General features: G+C 52.5%; 9 protein-coding genes. 5 read left to right on the plus strand and 4 right to left on the minus strand.

Annotated elements, in window-relative coordinates; genetic code table 11:
* Positions 1–147 precede the first annotated feature (147 nt).
* Both JIN87_RS02970 and JIN87_RS02975 read right to left on the minus strand, forming a co-directional pair.
* Positions 148–1,641 carry a sulfatase family protein gene (locus tag JIN87_RS02970; protein WP_200354027.1) on the minus strand — a complete coding sequence of 498 codons (1,494 nt, stop codon included), beginning with the start codon at positions 1,639–1,641 and terminating at the stop codon, positions 148–150.
* A gap of 126 nt (positions 1,642–1,767) precedes the next feature.
* Positions 1,768–2,442, minus strand: a complete 675-nt coding sequence (locus JIN87_RS02975) for a hypothetical protein (protein WP_200354028.1) — start codon at positions 2,440–2,442, stop codon at positions 1,768–1,770.
* 332 nt (positions 2,443–2,774) lie between these two features.
* Here JIN87_RS02975 and JIN87_RS02980 point away from each other — a divergent pair, with 332 nt between their 5' ends.
* The 5 genes from JIN87_RS02980 to JIN87_RS03000 are packed head-to-tail and all read left to right on the plus strand — an operon-like array spanning position 2,775 to position 10,495.
* Positions 2,775–5,324: a glycoside hydrolase family 2 TIM barrel-domain containing protein gene (locus JIN87_RS02980; RefSeq protein WP_200354029.1), complete on the plus strand. Its 2,550-nt coding sequence runs from the start codon at positions 2,775–2,777 to the stop codon at positions 5,322–5,324.
* Between the two features lie 43 nt (positions 5,325–5,367).
* On the plus strand, positions 5,368–7,293 hold the full coding sequence (locus JIN87_RS02985; protein WP_200354030.1) for a sodium:solute symporter family transporter: 1,926 nt from the start codon (positions 5,368–5,370) through the stop codon (positions 7,291–7,293).
* A gap of 11 nt (positions 7,294–7,304) precedes the next feature.
* On the plus strand, positions 7,305–8,156 hold the full coding sequence (locus JIN87_RS02990) for a LamG domain-containing protein (RefSeq protein WP_200354031.1): 852 nt from the start codon (positions 7,305–7,307) through the stop codon (positions 8,154–8,156).
* Positions 8,157–8,160: 4 nt separating this feature from the next.
* Positions 8,161–9,192, plus strand: a complete 1,032-nt coding sequence (locus JIN87_RS02995; RefSeq protein WP_200354032.1) for a ThuA domain-containing protein — start codon at positions 8,161–8,163, stop codon at positions 9,190–9,192.
* Between the two features lie 4 nt (positions 9,193–9,196).
* Entirely contained in the window at positions 9,197–10,495 is a 1,299-nt protein-coding gene (locus JIN87_RS03000; RefSeq protein WP_200354033.1) for a Gfo/Idh/MocA family protein, read from the plus strand.
* Positions 10,496–10,560: 65 nt separating this feature from the next.
* On the opposite strand, the gene JIN87_RS03005 is transcribed toward JIN87_RS03000, so the two are convergent.
* Positions 10,561–12,126 carry an FG-GAP repeat domain-containing protein gene (locus tag JIN87_RS03005; protein WP_200354034.1) on the minus strand — a complete coding sequence of 522 codons (1,566 nt, stop codon included), beginning with the start codon at positions 12,124–12,126 and terminating at the stop codon, positions 10,561–10,563.
* A 150-nt stretch (positions 12,127–12,276) separates the two neighbouring features.
* The gene (locus JIN87_RS03010; RefSeq protein ID WP_200354035.1) at positions 12,277–15,840 is read right to left on the minus strand and encodes a TonB-dependent receptor plug domain-containing protein; all 3,564 of its coding nucleotides are present in this window, start codon (positions 15,838–15,840) and stop codon (positions 12,277–12,279) included.
* Positions 15,841–15,919: the final 79 nt, after the last annotated feature.

Genomic DNA, 15,919 nt, shown 5'->3' on the forward strand with positions numbered 1-15,919 from the left:
AAAGGACCGACAATAAGGAAATCACGGAATTTTTATGCATTTCTGCAATCCGGAACTCATTTCACCTATTCAGTGAATGGTGAGTGGACCTTGATCGACTCGAGACCTAAGGTTCCTTTTGAAGGTTGAGTAGCTTCTGCTTCAGTCTCAGGTTTCGAGGTCCTCGTGCTTGGGGTCCTCATTGTCGCCATGGAGACAGGGGTCGTTCCCGTGCCAGCGAATGCCGTATTCGCCCTGCTCTTCGCAATTGGTTTTGTATCCGTAATTCGTGTACGCGCTTGAAGCTAGCCAATCGAGAGTCTTGATCTGCAGCTCTTTGCGTCGTTGCGTGTGTTCGGGGCTATCCCAGAGATTGTTCAGTTCGTTTGGATCTTCGTCTAGCCGGTAGTACTCTCCGTAGGGCGCACCAATGTAGTGAACGATCTTTTCATCTCGAGAGCGTCGCATGATCATGTAGTTATCTTCACAGTACACGGCTTCTCTTGGCTTTGAGACGCTATGATCGAGATAAGGAGTAAGGGAGCGACCTTCTAGTCGTGTGGGGGCCTTCAGACCGGCCATTTCGAGGATGGTCGGTCCCATGTCGATGAGTGAGACTAGGTCCTCCGTTTCCTGACGCTCAGCTCGCTTTCGGAAGTCTCTAATGATAAGGGGAACGCGGGTGATGCAGTCGTACATCAGCCATTTGTAGGCGGATTGGTGGTCTCCCAGCATTTCGCCGTGATCGGATGAAAAGATAACGATACTATTCTCCAGGTGTCCTGAACGCTCTAGCGTATCCAGGACCTTCTGTATTTGTTGGTCGACAAAGGAGATTTTAGCGTAGTAGTGACGCCGCATGCGCATGACGTCCTCATGGGTCGCATTCGGCATGTCTATTCGTGCTTCGTGGTCGGTTCGCGTGAAGAACTCCCTGATCGATGCTTGCTGCGGCGGCTTGTTGCTCAGATCGCTTGGAAAGTCGATTGGCTCGGGAAGGTCCGCGTTTTCGTACATCTCCACAAACTCCTCGGGTGCGTCCCAAGGCTCGTGCGGACCTGGGAAACCTATCTCCATAAAGAAGGGATCATCATCTGTCTTCCGAGCGTTTAGCCATGAGCAGGCAGCGTTTGCGGTGAATACATCACTATGCAGATGCTCCTCGAGATGCCATGGTACGCCTTGCCATTTCTGAAGCCATTCTGGATCGGAGATGTGCCGATAGTTGGGTCGTTCCTCGCCATGGAAGCTCAAGTATTTGCCCCAATCGTCATCCCCTTGTCCGCCCCAAGTGGTGGTGCTGGTTGGATTTTCGACGATCACCCGCTCATGGAATCCGCCGGAAACGTCACGCGGCTGGAAGTGCATTTTTCCAACGTTGATGCACCAGTACCCGTTGTCCGCAAGGTCGTTGATCCAGGTCCTTTGATGGCCCCACTCATTGAAGCTGTATGTGCCTGTATTGTGGGCGTACATACCGGTAAAAATGGCGGCGCGGGATGGGGTGCAGGTTGCTCCCGGGCAGAAACAGTTCCTGAAGGACATACCGCCTTCGGCCAAAGAGTCCATGGCCGGTGTCGACATGTGGGAGTTGCCCCAGGCTTGGATTGTGTCAGCTCGTTGCTGATCGCTGAGGATGAAAATGATATTCGGTTTCTTCATGGGGATGAGGCTCGCTCTTTCAAGCTGACCCGGAGAGCTTGGGAGTTTGGTCCCCTGCTCTGCAAACCGAAATTGTGGCCGTCCGCTAGAGATCTAGAGAGAAAGGGTTTCTGGCTCTTGCCTCCGCTAGTCGCCACTAGTGGTGGTACGCGTGGTCGTCGTGCCGTTGGAAGAGGTGCTTGTAGTAATGGTGACCCTTGCTCGGACTGGATCGATCGGCATTCGATTGTCGTTCATCGAGTAGTCCGTTTCGTGCGTCGTGCGAAAGAGCCAATCATCTGCGAGCTCCTGGAAGCTGCTCGCTTTGAGCTTCTTCCATTCGCCCTCAACTTTTTCCGATACGGTCTCACCTGTATTCACGTCGATAATCCAGCAGGTGAACGTTTCATTGTCTTCATCGTGCAGGACGGCAGGAGCGTAGAGTCGTCCCTCCTCGATTTCCACCAATTGAGCTGCCGAGCACAGGTATCCACTCCCGTCGGGCGTTTTGAATAGGAACTCGAAGTTTAGTTCCGTGAGCCCTGTTGAGATCCCGATGAAGTGATGGCGTTCCAGCAACGGATTCTTAACGAGTTCGTCGAAATCTTTAGAACGGTATCGCACGTATTGGCCCTCGACATGAGAGACTCGGGCAATGCCGGCTGCAGCTGGAACGCCGTCGATGATGGCTTCTCCACGAACCAGCTTCTTCATTCCCGCTTGGGGAACGTTCTCAGGCGGCGCTTTGTAGCGATCGTTAAAGGATTCGCACCCAGAAAAGGCGGATGCGAAAAGGCACAACATAAGGTTGATTTTTAGCATTGGGGTTGGGGATTTTTGCTTCGAGCTCGAGGATTCCGCGCGAAGAAGAGTTGATTCCGTTGATTTGAGAGAATCTCAAGTCACGCGCTTTGACGAAAGCGAATTCAGGATTATTCAAAAAAACAGGCGAGTTGGTCATGGGGACTTAAGAGTCGGGTCCGGACTAGTTTAAGATATGTATCCGAATTGCGGAACAATACCTTAAAAACAGCGTTTGTTACCAAGCAAACAGGCTTTGATACCGAACAGCATACTTTGAAATCGGTGATCTTGGTAGAATGTCCCCTTGAATCAGCGTCCTCGCTCTTGTCAGCAGGGACTGAGTTTCCCCCATGCCCCTGAAAAAGATTACATCACACCTATGCGTTCGAGCTGTCGTCGCTTCAGTATCCTTACTGGTTTTCGCAATGGCTGCTTATGCTAGCGCTTCCGAATCACCTCGAGTGACTGCGGATTTCAATTTCGACTGGAAGTTCCATTTGGGCGATCTGCCTGAGGCTGCGAAATCCGGGTTTGATGCGAACGCGTGGAAGGATGTTCGCCTGCCTCATGATTGGAGCATCGAACTTCCCTACTCGGAGGATTTGGCGGGAGCGACAGCCTTCTTGCCAGGAGGCATCGGCTGGTATCGCAAGCGTTTCGAAGTTTCAGCAGGCGACGAAGGAAAAAAGATCTGGATAGAGTTCGACGGCGTATACACGAATTCCCAAGTCTGGTTGAATGGGGTTTTGCTGGGTTCCCACCCAAACGGGTACACGCCCTTCAAATATGATCTCAGCGAGCACTTGAATTACGGGGGTGAAAATGTGATCGCCGTACGGGTCGACCGCTCGGCCTACATCGATTGTCGCTGGTACCCCGGCTCGGGAATTTACCGAAATGTAAAGCTGGTTACGACGAGCCCGGTCCATATTCCGCAATGGGGCGTTTTTGTGAGCACGCCTCACGTTTCCGGGGATCGGGCGACCGTGCAAATCCAGACAGACTTGACGAATGGCAGCCCTGAATTCGAGGCCTTAACCGTGGAGACGGAGCTCGTTTTCGATTCTCAAGTGCACGGGGTAGCCCGAACTTCATTCCGTCTCCGACAGGGTGAGCATTACCAGCTTCGCCAAAACATCGAATTGAAGAATCCCCAACTCTGGGACGTAGACACGCCTGTGATGTACGATGCGGTCTCGCGGGTGTACGCTGGAGGCGAACTCGTGGACATGGTGGTAACGCCTTTTGGCGCTCGCAGCTTTCGATTCGATAAGGACACAGGATTCTATCTTAACGGTCGCAACCGCTTGCTTAAAGGAGTCTGCTTGCATCACGACGGCGGTCTGGTCGGAGCGGCCGTTCCGAAGGGCGTCTGGCGGCGACGCTTGGAAAAGCTGAAAGAAGCTGGGGTCAATGCGATCCGAACCGCGCATAATCCCACTTCTGCCGAGTTTCTCGATTTATGCGACGAGATGGGCTTTCTGGTGCAAGACGAAGCCTTTGACGAGTGGAACAATCCCAAGGACAAACGGCACAACTACAACCAGCAGGAGGCCAGCCCTCTCACTAAGGGCTATACCGAATTCTTTAGCGAGTGGTCGGAGAGGGACCTGAAGGCAATGGTCCTGCGAGACCGAAATCACCCTTCCATCATAATGTGGAGCATCGGGAACGAGATCGAATGGACCTATCAGGAATATCAGGACGCTCCAGGGTACTGGGGCGAAAACAAAGTCGAGGAGGCCTCTTACTATTGGACCGAACCGGGGTACTCCATTGAGCAGATCAAAGAGAATTTCGAAAACGCTCCAAAAGGTGAATACAACCTAGCCGAAACGGCGCAACGACTTGCGGACTGGGTTCGTGAGGTCGATTTGAGCCGGCCGGTAACAGCGAATCTAGTGATCCCCAGTGTAAGCAATTTTTCGGGATACGCCGAGGCACTCGATCTAGTAGGTCTTAGCTACCGTCAATCCATGTACGACTACTGTCGCCGCAACTACCCTGAAATGAATTTCCTTGGCACCGAAAACTGGACTCGCTACCACGAGTGGAAGCCAGTGCTGGAAAAGGAATTCATTTCCGGGATTTTTCTTTGGACGGGCATCAGCTACATGGGGGAGTCCAGAGAGTGGCCGCGTAGGGGAAGTCGAAGTGGCCTTCTGGACCTTGCCGGATTTGAGAGTCCGTCGTTTCACATGTTCAAGTCGCTCTGGTCAGAGGAACCGCATGTTTACATGGCGACACAGCCCCTCGAGGGATCGCCCTACCGTTGGGATGAGACAACGAACGAGTTAGTCGATAAGGAGGAAAACTGGGCGGCTCGTCAGAAGTGGGGCTGGCAAAACGTGCAAGAGCATTGGGACTTCCAGGAGGGGGCGATGATCGCAGTCGAGGTCTATACAAACCAGAGCGAAGTGGAACTCTTCCTCAATGGAAAATCGTATGGAGTGCGTAAATTGCTTGATACAAGCGACCATATCTTGAAATGGTTCGTCCCCTATTCGCCTGGAGAGCTCAAGGCAGTTGCGGCAGATGCAAAATCAAGCATCCGGACCACTGGTGAGTTTTCGCAGATTAGCCTGTCCGCGGACCGATTGGAACTAGATGCAGATGCATACGATGTATCCCATTTTGTGGTACAGTTGTTGGACGAAGACGGAACGCCTATTCGAGACGGAGATCGAGAAGTGACATTCGAAATCGAAGGAAATGCCCGCTTGTTGGGCGTGGACAATGGCTCTGTTCTTAGCGTGCAGCCGCACAAATCGAAACGAATCGTCACCTCAAATGGTCAAGCTCTGATGATACTGCAATCAACCCGCGAAGCGAGTGAAGTCACGGTGCGAGCTCGTAGCGGAAATGTTGTGAGCCAACCCCTTAAATTGATCATCCGCTAGTCCCCTTCTCTTCCCCCCATCCTCCATTTATACAAACTCCTCAATGAACCCTGATACCTCCCTCCAAACCATAGACTGGATCATTCTAGTCATTTTTATCGTCGGCTCCATGAGCGTCGGTCTCCTCTTTACAAAGAAGGCAAGTAAGAACGTTTCGTCCTTCTTCGTCTCCGGCCGTACGCTGACTTGGTACATCTGCGGAATGGCATGGGTAGCGGGCGGATTCGCTTCAGACACTCCACTTTGGGTGAGCGCGCTGATCCGTAGCCAAGGTATCCACTACGCTTGGAAGTACTGGGGAATGCTCATAGGATGGACGCTTGCTGCCGTGCTCTTCGCGCGTATGTGGCGACGCCTAGGAACCGTGACTGACGTTGAACTCCTAGAGAACCGCTACGACAGCAAGCTCGGCAGTTTTCTCCGCATTTGGGAAGGTGGGTTCAAGGCGCTTATATATTGCCCACTGGTCATCGCTTGGGTCGTGAAGGCGATGGAAGTCATTTCCCGGGAAGCGATGGGGCTACCGGAGGAATACCAGCTCATGACCACTGCAACTGTAGTTGGGCTTGGCTTGATTATGTGTACGATGGCAGGGCTTTCAGGAGTGGTTGCCACAGGCACTTTGCAATTCGGTATTGCGACTTTGGGTACGATTTTATTGGCCATCATGGCGGTTAACCATGTCGGCGGGCTCGATGCGCTAGTCACTCACCTAAAGAGCTTGGATGGCTGGCCTGGTCAAAACCTCAACTTCCTACCGAGCTCAGGTGACGGTATCGCCGCGGGCACAATGCCATTCTGGAACATTCTCGGATTGTTTGGCATCCTCTGGTGGAGCGCTGCCTACTGCGGCGATTATGCAGCCCAACGTGTGCTCGCCTGTAAAGATGGCAAGAACGCCACCTTGGGTGTCATGTTTTTCTCGATACTCTACTTTCCGGTAATGGCATGGCCCTGGATGCTGGTTGGGCTTTGCTCGCTGGTGAGCTTTCCGCTGGTCATGGGAGCTGATGGCGTCTTGATCGATACTCTGGGGGACAGTGCTTATCCGCGTATGATGGTTGAGGTGCTCCCTATCGGCTTCAAGGGTTTTATGGTAGCGGCGCTGGTGGCTGCGTTTATCTCAACGATTACCACCCTTTTCAACTGGGGATCATCCTACACCGTAAACGACTTGTACCGCCGATTCGTGGTTAAGAACGCGAGCGATAAGCACTACGTTTCCGCCGCCCGTATCGCCACTGTAGCCATGGCCGTTTTAGGTGGAATCATTTCCTACTACGCAGGCAGCATCGAACAGTTGCTTAAAATTTCCTGGGTCATTCTTCCCGCTTCGACCGTGGTTGGCTTGATGCGTTGGCTCTGGTGGAGACAGAACGCTGCGGGTGATTTGGCCGGTACCATTACCGCATGGTCGTTCGGAACCGCTTTTGCTGTAATGAGCTTCGAGAAGATCGCCTGGACGGAAGGGCCGCGAGCCTGGGTCGACGGCGTGGCCTTTAGGGTACTCGATTTGATCGGACTCTCTTCTGACGCCAGTTTCATACTCAGTGACGAGCTGCTCGGAGCGCGCATGCTCTGCCTCGCTGTCCTGGTAGCCGGTACCTCGGTAGTCGTATCTCTTCTTGGCAAGCCGACCAATATGGAGCACCTCAAGAAGTTCGTGATGCGAGCGAAACCTCCTAAGTTTCTCTGGAACCCGGTTCTCGAGCGAACTGGCTGCGACTACGACTCACCTGAAACGCTTGGCCGTATACTGGTTTCATGGATACTCGCCGCAACCTCCGTTACCTCACTCATTTTCGCCATCGGCAAACTCTTGCTCGGCGAACCAATGCTTGGGCTTGTGAACTTAGCGCTGTTCGTTGGCTCTACCTATCTAGTGGTTAAAAGAACGAATGAGGACTTCAAGGAAGAGCTCTCAACAAGTGCGGATGAGGACGCCGAGCTGGCAGTATCCAAACGCTAAAACACTTCCAAATGAAAAGCATAGTACTTTCCCGCCTCGCTCAGACTCTCTGCTTCGCCGCATTTGCTGCCTGCATGTCTAGCGCCCATGCGGCTCCCGCATGTTGTGATTCGAAGGAGGCCGCCTTACCAACACCTCCGGAAGGATATGCATGGGAAATGAATCCTTACCTCTCTGACGAGTTCAATGTGGATGGTTTGGATACGCGAAAATGGATGCCGAAACATCCCTTCTGGGAAGGGCGAGACAGCTACTTTACGGAATCGAATGTTAGCGTATCCGATGGTATGCTACGACTGCGTTCCTCGCTCAAGAATCCGAGAGGAAAAGTGAAACCGAAGAACATTACCTCTGCGATTATGGCTTCAAACAAGCCGATCACGGAACCTGGTTTCTACCAAGCCCGAATCAAGGCGTCTGACCTGTCGATGACGACTGCCTTCTGGTTCCAGGGTGATTACTCTGAAATTGATGTAATCGAGAACATCGGGACTCCATCGCTTGCAGAAAGCGAATGGCACGAAGACACGATGGCGATGAATACCCATTACTACAAAGAAGGATGGGAAAACGACATTGATACGCCGGTGAAGTGGACCATGCCTGCCAAGGCACGCGACGCATTTATGGTGTTTGGCGTCTGGTGGTTGGAAGACGGAACGATCCGTTTTTATTGCAACGGGGAGCACGTCGCCGAGGTAAAAGCCGGAGGCGATTTCGATGAGCCAATGTACATGTACTTCGACACGGAAGTATTCAAATGGCACGGACAGCCCACGAAGAAATCTCTTTTAGACGAATCTAAAAATACCTTCCTTGTCGATTGGGTGCGTGGCTGGAACCTCGTGGCGGAGGATTCCTAGTACGATGCTGGGGCGATCTTTTAAAAAGAAGCTTGGAGCGTTCTTGCCTCTATCTGGGATCGCCACAATTAGCGTGTTTGGTGGTTCCGAGTGGAAGCCCGAATTCGATGACAAGCCACTGAACTCTGAGCAAATCGACCGAATCGCCGAAGCGGTGCCGTCCGCTCCAATTGTGGAGCCGCAGAAAGCACGCAAGGTACTGCTCTACAGCGCTACAAACGGCTTCCGCCATGGATCCATTCCCGTCGGTATTCACGCATTCGAAATGATGGCTAAAAGCACAGGAGCCTACGAAATCGTAACCAGTGACGCCCCTGTGAATTTTGAGAAAGAAAATCTCCAGCACTTCGATGCCGTTATCGTGTTCAATAGCACTGGGAACTTCTTCCTTCCTACGACACGCAAGGGCTTTTCGATCCGTGATCAATTCGACGACGTTGAATGGGCACACCTCGAAGCAAGAGACAAACGGCTCATTTCAAATCTGGTCAATTACGTTCGTAGCGGCGGAGGCTTCGTAGGTATTCACGCCGCGACGGACGCTTACTACGGCAATTGGGACTATCGAAACATGATCGGCGGTACATTTATGGGACATCCCTGGACTGCCGATCAAAATGTCACGATCAAAGTCGAAGACACTCAGCACCAACTAACGTCACCAGTTTTTGGTGACGAGGAGTTGTTCTCGATAAAGGAGGAGATCTATCAGTTTAACAATCCTTACTCCCGTGAGCGCCAGCGGGTCCTTTTGAGTCTCGTCCCAGAACAATCGGATAAACCCAAGAAAGAACCTCGCCGGGAGGATAATGACTACGCCATCGCTTGGGTGAAGGACGAGGGGCAAGGTCGCGTCTTTTATTCCGCCATCGGCCACAATTTCGAAAACTTCTGGAGTGCTGACATTTTGAATCACTATTTAGCCGGAATCCAGTTCGCAACGGGGGACCTAGAGGTAGACACAACCCCAAGCAAATTGCCACCTAGCCTTCAGACCGCAATCGCTTTGAGGGCATGCGAATGCAACCAACACTGAATCCATGAACCGCAGAAATTTCGTTAAAACGACAGCCCTCGCCGGGGCTACGTTGAGCCTCCCGCTTTTTAGTATTGGAAAACCAGCTACTGCCGCGAGCAAGTCGCTCAAGGTAGGCTGCATCGGCATGGGCCGCATGATGTATTGGCTCAGCGAAGGGTTCATGACACGGGCCACTGTGGTAGCCGTTTGTGACGTCGACACAACGCGTCGTGAAGTAGCCCAGAAGCGGGTCCATGATCACTACGGAAACAAAGATTGCGCAGCCTACGTCGACTACCGCGAACTACTGGCGCGTGATGATATTGACGTTGTCTGTATCGCCACTCCTGATCATTGGCACGCAACGATCACGATCGACGCAGCACGTGCAGGCAAGGATATCTACTGCGAGAAACCGCTCACCCATGACATCGACGAATCGATTCGTGTGATGAAGGAAGTCAAGAAGGCTGGCGTTGTCCTTCAAACCGGTTCGCAGCAACGTGGGATGAAGGAATTTCGCGTAGCAGTAGAGCTGATACGCAATAAAGTGGCTGGAAACGTTCTTGATATAAAATCAAACTTTTGGGGACCAGGGCGTCCTTATGATCTTGGAGAGGAAGAGTTGGAGCCAGGACTTGACTGGAACCGTTGGTGCGGACCCGCTCCTCTCGTGCCTTACAATTCCAAGCTAAGCCCGCGTGGCGTGCATAAGCACTTCCCTGCTTGGAGGCAGTTTAGCGATTATGGAGGCGGCGGTGTTTGCGATATGGGGGCACATCATCTCGATATCATCCAATGGGCACTGGATAAGGACGACTCCGGTCCTATCAAAGCTCTCCCTCCTGTAGAAGGAGGAACTGATTGGGGCGCGAAGCTGATTTACGAAGGTGGCCTCGAAGTCACCCGTGAAGACGGTTTCCACGTCGACTTCATCTGCGAGCATGGGCGTATCCAGGCAAGCCGAGGCCAGTTCCATCTTCAACTGGAAGGAAAGACGATCCACAAGTTCGTCGATCGCGAAGACGGTTCTCTTAATCGTGCCATAGCTTTAACTGAACGCGATTTTCTGGAGGATGCAAAGGTGCGGCTTCCCCAACAGAAAAAGGGAGGACACCAGCAGAATTTTTTGGATGCCGTTATTTCGCGCGGTCAACCCCTCGCCCACATAGACGCAGGGTCGCGTAGCGCTATTTGCTGCCATCTGATGAACTTGGCCTACCGGGAACAAAAGGCGATCAACTGGAAGCCTGAAAAGCTGAAATTCGGACGCGGGGCAAAGAAGAACTGGCTCAAGGGCTCTCGAAGGGACTATTCCTAGAAGCGGAGCCCGTTGTTCCCAAGGGACACACTCCCTACCCCGCCCTCAACGCTGAGGACGCCGCTTTACCGTATTTGGTTTTCCATTACCAGAAGCGGCCTGCCCTCGCGGCTCATCTTAATCGCGAGCTCCTTATTGTCGATCGATAGGCCAGCTCCGATGTATCCGCCCCCAAGGATGATATCCTTGTCTCCATCTCCATCGAAATCCCCCGCATCCATCGTCAACCAGCGATCGGTACGCCTTTGCTCAAATGTGTGCGCGGTGAAATTGAGTGATCCTTGATTTTGGAGATAAACGAAGCCCTCTGGTTTATCGCTATTGAAGTCTGGATTAAAGGAAATCGCTGCAAGATCGAGGTCTCCGTCGAGGTCGAAATCCTCGATCTCCAAACCATATGCTCCGTACATCGGGTAGAAGTAGCTCTCTTCGAAATTGAGATCACCGTTGTTTAGGTAAAGCCGTATCCCTTGGTAGGGCTTGAGGCTGTTGTATGGGTCGGCGTCGACATTGTCGCCACTGATTGTGAATACGTCTAGATCGCCGTCTGAATCAAAGTCCACCCACCGGAACCCGACGTACCCCAGGGCTGGATATTTTTCATGAATGACCCTCCGCTCGAATGTGCCATCCCCATTGTTCAAGAAGAGATTGAGGTTCTCTCTCGCGTTCCCGAAAATTGCGGACACATCGGCGAAACCGTCGCCGTTGTAGTCGGCCACATGGCATTCCACCGCCCCCGTTTCGTTCGTTAACCTTACCCATGGTTCGCTCTCGAAACTCCACTTGTCCGATTTCGCTTTGTGAATGTCGACGCTTCCTGTATTGAGGCCAAAATTACAAACGACGACTTCATCTACTCCATCGCCATCAAAGTCTCCAAACTTAAAATCGGCAGGACGGTAGAGGTTGCTCAAAGCGGAGCCGCGCGTTATGAAGTTCTTCCCTATTCGCGTGCTGTAGAACAAGACTCCACGACGTTGGTTCACCATGCTTCCCGTTAAGTCTCCGATCGATAGGACATGAAGCCCATCCTCACTTGGATGGGATCGAACCCATAGAGAGCCTCCCGTTTTGTATTCGGCTTCCAATTGCAATGAACGGTCTAGAACGGTGAGTTTCTGAATCCGGCTGTCTCCGACCAGAATCTGACCATGGGTTTCATCGATTTTCAGCATCGTTGTAACCGCCGCTGTATAGCTGTAGCGGTGTTGTTTTTCTACAAAATGAGGAAGCCCTATTTTTGTCTTGGGTTTCGGGGGTTGAGCTAGGGACTTTTCGGGAGCGGTCTCTAGAAAGTAGTTACGAATTTTGCTCCACTGCTCATCCGTCACCATAGGGTTCTCGGGGAAATTTCCCTCATCCACGATCAACGTTTTGCGAGCTTTTATAACTTCAATCTCCTCAGGCGTTCCTCCTTCTATGGGAGAGTAGTCCTCGATTCCCATTCGGAGCCCCATATACATCAGCAGGAAGTTCCAGCTACGTTTGGGAAGCAGTTCCGGCTCGGTAAAGGTGTGGCACGCCGAACAATAGATACGGGCAAGCTGCTCGCCCTCGCTATGCTCGTTGCCACGACACAAGGGGGAAATAGATATGAGCAATAAAATGCTGACGAAGCGACCATTCATGATACGTCAGGGACGGTATTGCTGCCCCTTTTTCAGGGCAAGTTAAAGCTGGGACAACGGCCGCGACCTTATACCAAATATGCCGACGAACAAAAAAAGGCGCCCGCAGGATAGTGCGGACGCCTCGTTTGCTAAGAAACTAAGACTAGATTAAAAGTCGATTGTAGTGGTGATCATGAACTTCTTTTCAGGAGCTGCACGAACGATCGCCATTTCGCCATCTGGGTTGATAGCAACTGGGATTGGATCGTCGTCACCCAAGACGTTCTGCAGATTCAGCTGGATCTTGAATGGCATTTGGTCGCCGCCAATCTTTGTCTTGTAGCTGAACCATAGGTCACCGCGGATATCGGAACCACCCATGAATGGATCGGCGATAACTGGTACGAAGTTTCCGGATACAGGATCTTGCATGATCGGGTAACCGAGAGAAACGTCGTCCTGCCAGCGGAGTGAACCACCAACGCCGAAGCCCTTCATGCGGCCGTCTCTGAAGTTGTAGTTAGTAACCATGTTCCAACGCCACTTACGCAGCTCGGTGCTAACAGTACCTTCCTTCGTCGCTGCAGCAGCGAGAGGGTTGGTCGCTTCGAGCCAACGGTTTCTGATGAGTACCGCTCCACCTTCGTACATGTCCCAAACCTGGTCGCCGTACTGGTCGAAGTTGGCCTTGATCTCTTCTGTGAACTGGAAGAGCTCAGATAGACCGTTGCCGAATGTGCTTTCGGTCTTCGCAGCGTTGAAGCTGACGCGCCAGCTCTTGGTTGGGTTGAAGGTAGCTTCGAATTCGAAACCTTCGGATACGATGTCAGCGACTGAAGTCAGACCGCGGATTGGATCTGTTTCGATCTTCTCGTAACCCTCATCATCGAGGACGAGACGTGGGTTGAGAGCCTTAACAGTGGACTCTGGCATTGCATCGAAGAGGAAGAAGTTGATCGCCTCGTCGAAGCTGTTGAACGGTCCAGTTGCACCTTCGTAGAACTCAGCGTTTGGATTGTCTGGATCACCCCAGCCCTGCTCCTCGAATGAGAATGCAGTGTGCTCTGGATTGTCGTCCACGAGAGACTTGAGGTACTGGTTCTTCTTCTGAAGCCAACGTTCCGCCCAGCCCTTTGGCCAAGTGAAGGCCCACAGGCTGCCTGTGATGTTTCGGTTCGTTACGCCCTTGCTGGTTGTTTCGTACCAGTTGAAGCGGAGGTTAACCTTGTCTTCCGCCAAACGAACGGAAAAGCCCATTTCCTCTGTTTCACCAGATGGTGACGGGAGAACGCTTCCGTAGATGTCACGTTGAACAGCCTTCGGGTTGAAGTTCTCGGATTCCGAGTAGTGAACACTGAACTCTGGCTTGCCTGGAAGGGCGTCGGTCCAGTCTGCTGGGACGTGTAGAACCGCCTGCGCAGTGGTTGTTTGGCCTGACTCTTCGAGTGAGGGCATAGGACCTTCTGCCCAAGGGAGGTTTGTTGGAGCTCCTACTGGACGTGTTTCGTCGTTGCCATTGATCCAGTTGTCGTAGCTGGCTGCGAGGTCTGCACCTGAGTTGTCAGCGACTCCTGTTACGCGATTCGAAACTTCCGTGATGGCCCAAGCCTTCGCGGTGTCTTCACGCCAACCGTAGGTTGCAACGAGGTGTCCTTCGAGGAAGCGACTCTGAAGAGTAAGACCTTCGGAGTCAACTTCTTGCTTGTTAGCTGAAGGCCACTTATCCCAACGATCAACCGTAGCTGTACCGATACGGATTTCGTTGTCCGCTGGATTGCCGTTGTTCTCGAAGTAGTAGTTGGTGAAGGTCTGGCCTTCAACCGGTACTTGGATCTGCATTGGACGCTGATAGAGCTTCAGTCCAGATGGATCATCTACGTCGAGGTTAGATGGGCCGATGTAAGCATGGAAGAACATCTGACCGCCCCAACCTGCTGGATCTCCAGGCTTGTAGGATTGGTTCGGGTCGGAGTCTGTGTTCCATGACCAGAGCTTGCTGCTGCTCTTGTTGTTTTGCTCCCAAGCGGAAGCCAAACCAGTGAGGGTGTGCTTACCGAACCACTTTGTCCAACCGTCAGACTCGGTGAAGTCGTGCTCCACGAACGCTGTCAAACGCTGGGTCTTGTAGTTGTTTTCGTAGTGCTTGGTAGGATCGTATACACCTGCGAAGAACGGACGGCCCAAGTTTGGATTGAGCTCACCGTTGGTGAGGTACTTGGAGTTGTCGATCTTAACGGAAGAGTAGATGTGGCGTCCCATTGGGAAGAAACGCTCATTTCCGTAAGTCTGGTCGTCGAACGCGAGTTCTACGCCAGCTTTGTTGCCCCAAAAACCTTGGCGAAGCGTGAAGTTATGAGAATCGTAGTCGTGATTCACATACTGAGCATCGCCTTGGATGAGCATCTTTTCCCAGTTGTAGATGTTCTTGTCCGAAATGACCTGGCGCTTGAAGCCATAGCTTCCGTAGGCAGCGAGCGGACCGTTTTGGTGTGGAATCCAGAGTGGATTCCAGCCTGGTGTCTGCAAACCTTCGGAATTGATGAAGGCGCCGGAAGTCGCGTGCAGTACGCCGACGTCTGCGAATTTGCCGCTGTCATAACCAACGTCTACTTCGCCAGTCGCGCCGTCAAAGACGATTGAATACGCGCCCCACATTGAAGGCTGCGAGCGATGGCGGTAGCCTTCTGGAGTTGTTCCGCCAACTGGATCCTCGATCCACTTGCTTGCGTAGTTGGCCTGCCAGTTGTTCCAGTCGCCTTCCCACCAGTTCACAGGCTTCTTGCCAGTGATTTCGTAGGCGGCCTGGGAACCGGGAGCGTTCCACCAATGCGAATAGGTATCGAACATTGGCATTGTATCCGGTGGCGTGCCTCGGACCTGAGCGTTTTCGTAGGAAGCTTCGAACTCAGTTGCTCCGAGCCATTCTACGTTTTCGTTCTTGAAAATTTTAGCTGCTACAGTTGCGGAGAAGCGGTTGTCCTTTTCGTAGGTTGGCTTCTGGCGGAACTTAATGTGCTCGTGCATTCCGTTGAAACGAACAGCGAGACGATCTTCGATCAGCACGCGATTCATATCCAAGGTGCCACGGTAGGAACCATGAGAGCCAACACGGACGGAAACCTGGTTCTTGTCGCCTCCGTAGTGAGCCTTCTTCATGGCGCTGTCTACGACACCACCAGGCTCACCGATACCGAAGAGCACCGAGTTAGGACCACGGCTGATTGTAACCGCTTCCGTATTATAGGAGTCGAAACCGATCCATGAAGGAGAGAGGAAAAGGTCGCGAGTGGCTGCGGCGCTGCTCAAACCACGTACACGGCTGTTGCCGACTGGGTTTGCGCGTCCAACCTCATTGTTGACGTTCACGTCACCAGCTGCTGCACCGGAACCGGCGTAGTTACCGGAAGCACCACCGACTTCAGTGCTCGTAGTATACGAGAGAAGCTCTTCGATGTTGGTTGCTCCAGTGTCCTCGAGGAACTCCTTAGTCGCAACCTGGATCGCGGAACCGACGTCCTTGAGCGAGGTTTTGATACGGGTTCCAGCGAGAGTGCTGGTGGCACGGTAACCATCTTGGTCATCACTGGATACCGTGAATGGGCTCAGCTCGAAGATCTCCTCCTCTTCGTCTTCGGCTTGCGAAAACGCGAGTGGAGCTACGAGCAGCGCCAGTCCTGCGGCAGTCAAAGAGCGACGCCAAGGACTTAGGTTATGGGGGGCATGTTTTATCATAATGTAAACAAGTTCTAGGTTTGTGTACCCGGGACCCATTTTTCCTTTGATCGGGGCAGATGACCGTTGTCTTGGAATA

It is taken from the genome of Pelagicoccus mobilis, assembly GCF_016595505.1.
In the GTDB taxonomy this organism is placed as follows: domain Bacteria; phylum Verrucomicrobiota; class Verrucomicrobiia; order Opitutales; family Opitutaceae; genus Pelagicoccus; species Pelagicoccus mobilis.

What these genes read in the sequence shown, in the direction of transcription:
- JIN87_RS02970 (WP_200354027.1), bottom strand. Translation starts at nt 1,641, where the DNA reads ATGAAGAAACCGAATATCATTTTCATCCTCAGCGATCAGCAACGAGCT.
- JIN87_RS02975 (WP_200354028.1), bottom strand. Translation starts at nt 2,442, where the DNA reads ATGCTAAAAATCAACCTTATGTTGTGCCTTTTCGCATCCGCCTTTTCT.
- JIN87_RS02980 (WP_200354029.1), top strand. Translation starts at nt 2,775, where the DNA reads ATGCCCCTGAAAAAGATTACATCACACCTATGCGTTCGAGCTGTCGTC.
- JIN87_RS02985 (WP_200354030.1), top strand. Translation starts at nt 5,368, where the DNA reads ATGAACCCTGATACCTCCCTCCAAACCATAGACTGGATCATTCTAGTC.
- JIN87_RS02990 (WP_200354031.1), top strand. Translation starts at nt 7,305, where the DNA reads ATGAAAAGCATAGTACTTTCCCGCCTCGCTCAGACTCTCTGCTTCGCC.
- JIN87_RS02995 (WP_200354032.1), top strand. Translation starts at nt 8,161, where the DNA reads ATGCTGGGGCGATCTTTTAAAAAGAAGCTTGGAGCGTTCTTGCCTCTA.
- JIN87_RS03000 (WP_200354033.1), top strand. Translation starts at nt 9,197, where the DNA reads ATGAACCGCAGAAATTTCGTTAAAACGACAGCCCTCGCCGGGGCTACG.
- JIN87_RS03005 (WP_200354034.1), bottom strand. Translation starts at nt 12,126, where the DNA reads ATGAATGGTCGCTTCGTCAGCATTTTATTGCTCATATCTATTTCCCCC.
- JIN87_RS03010 (WP_200354035.1), bottom strand. Translation starts at nt 15,840, where the DNA reads ATGATAAAACATGCCCCCCATAACCTAAGTCCTTGGCGTCGCTCTTTG.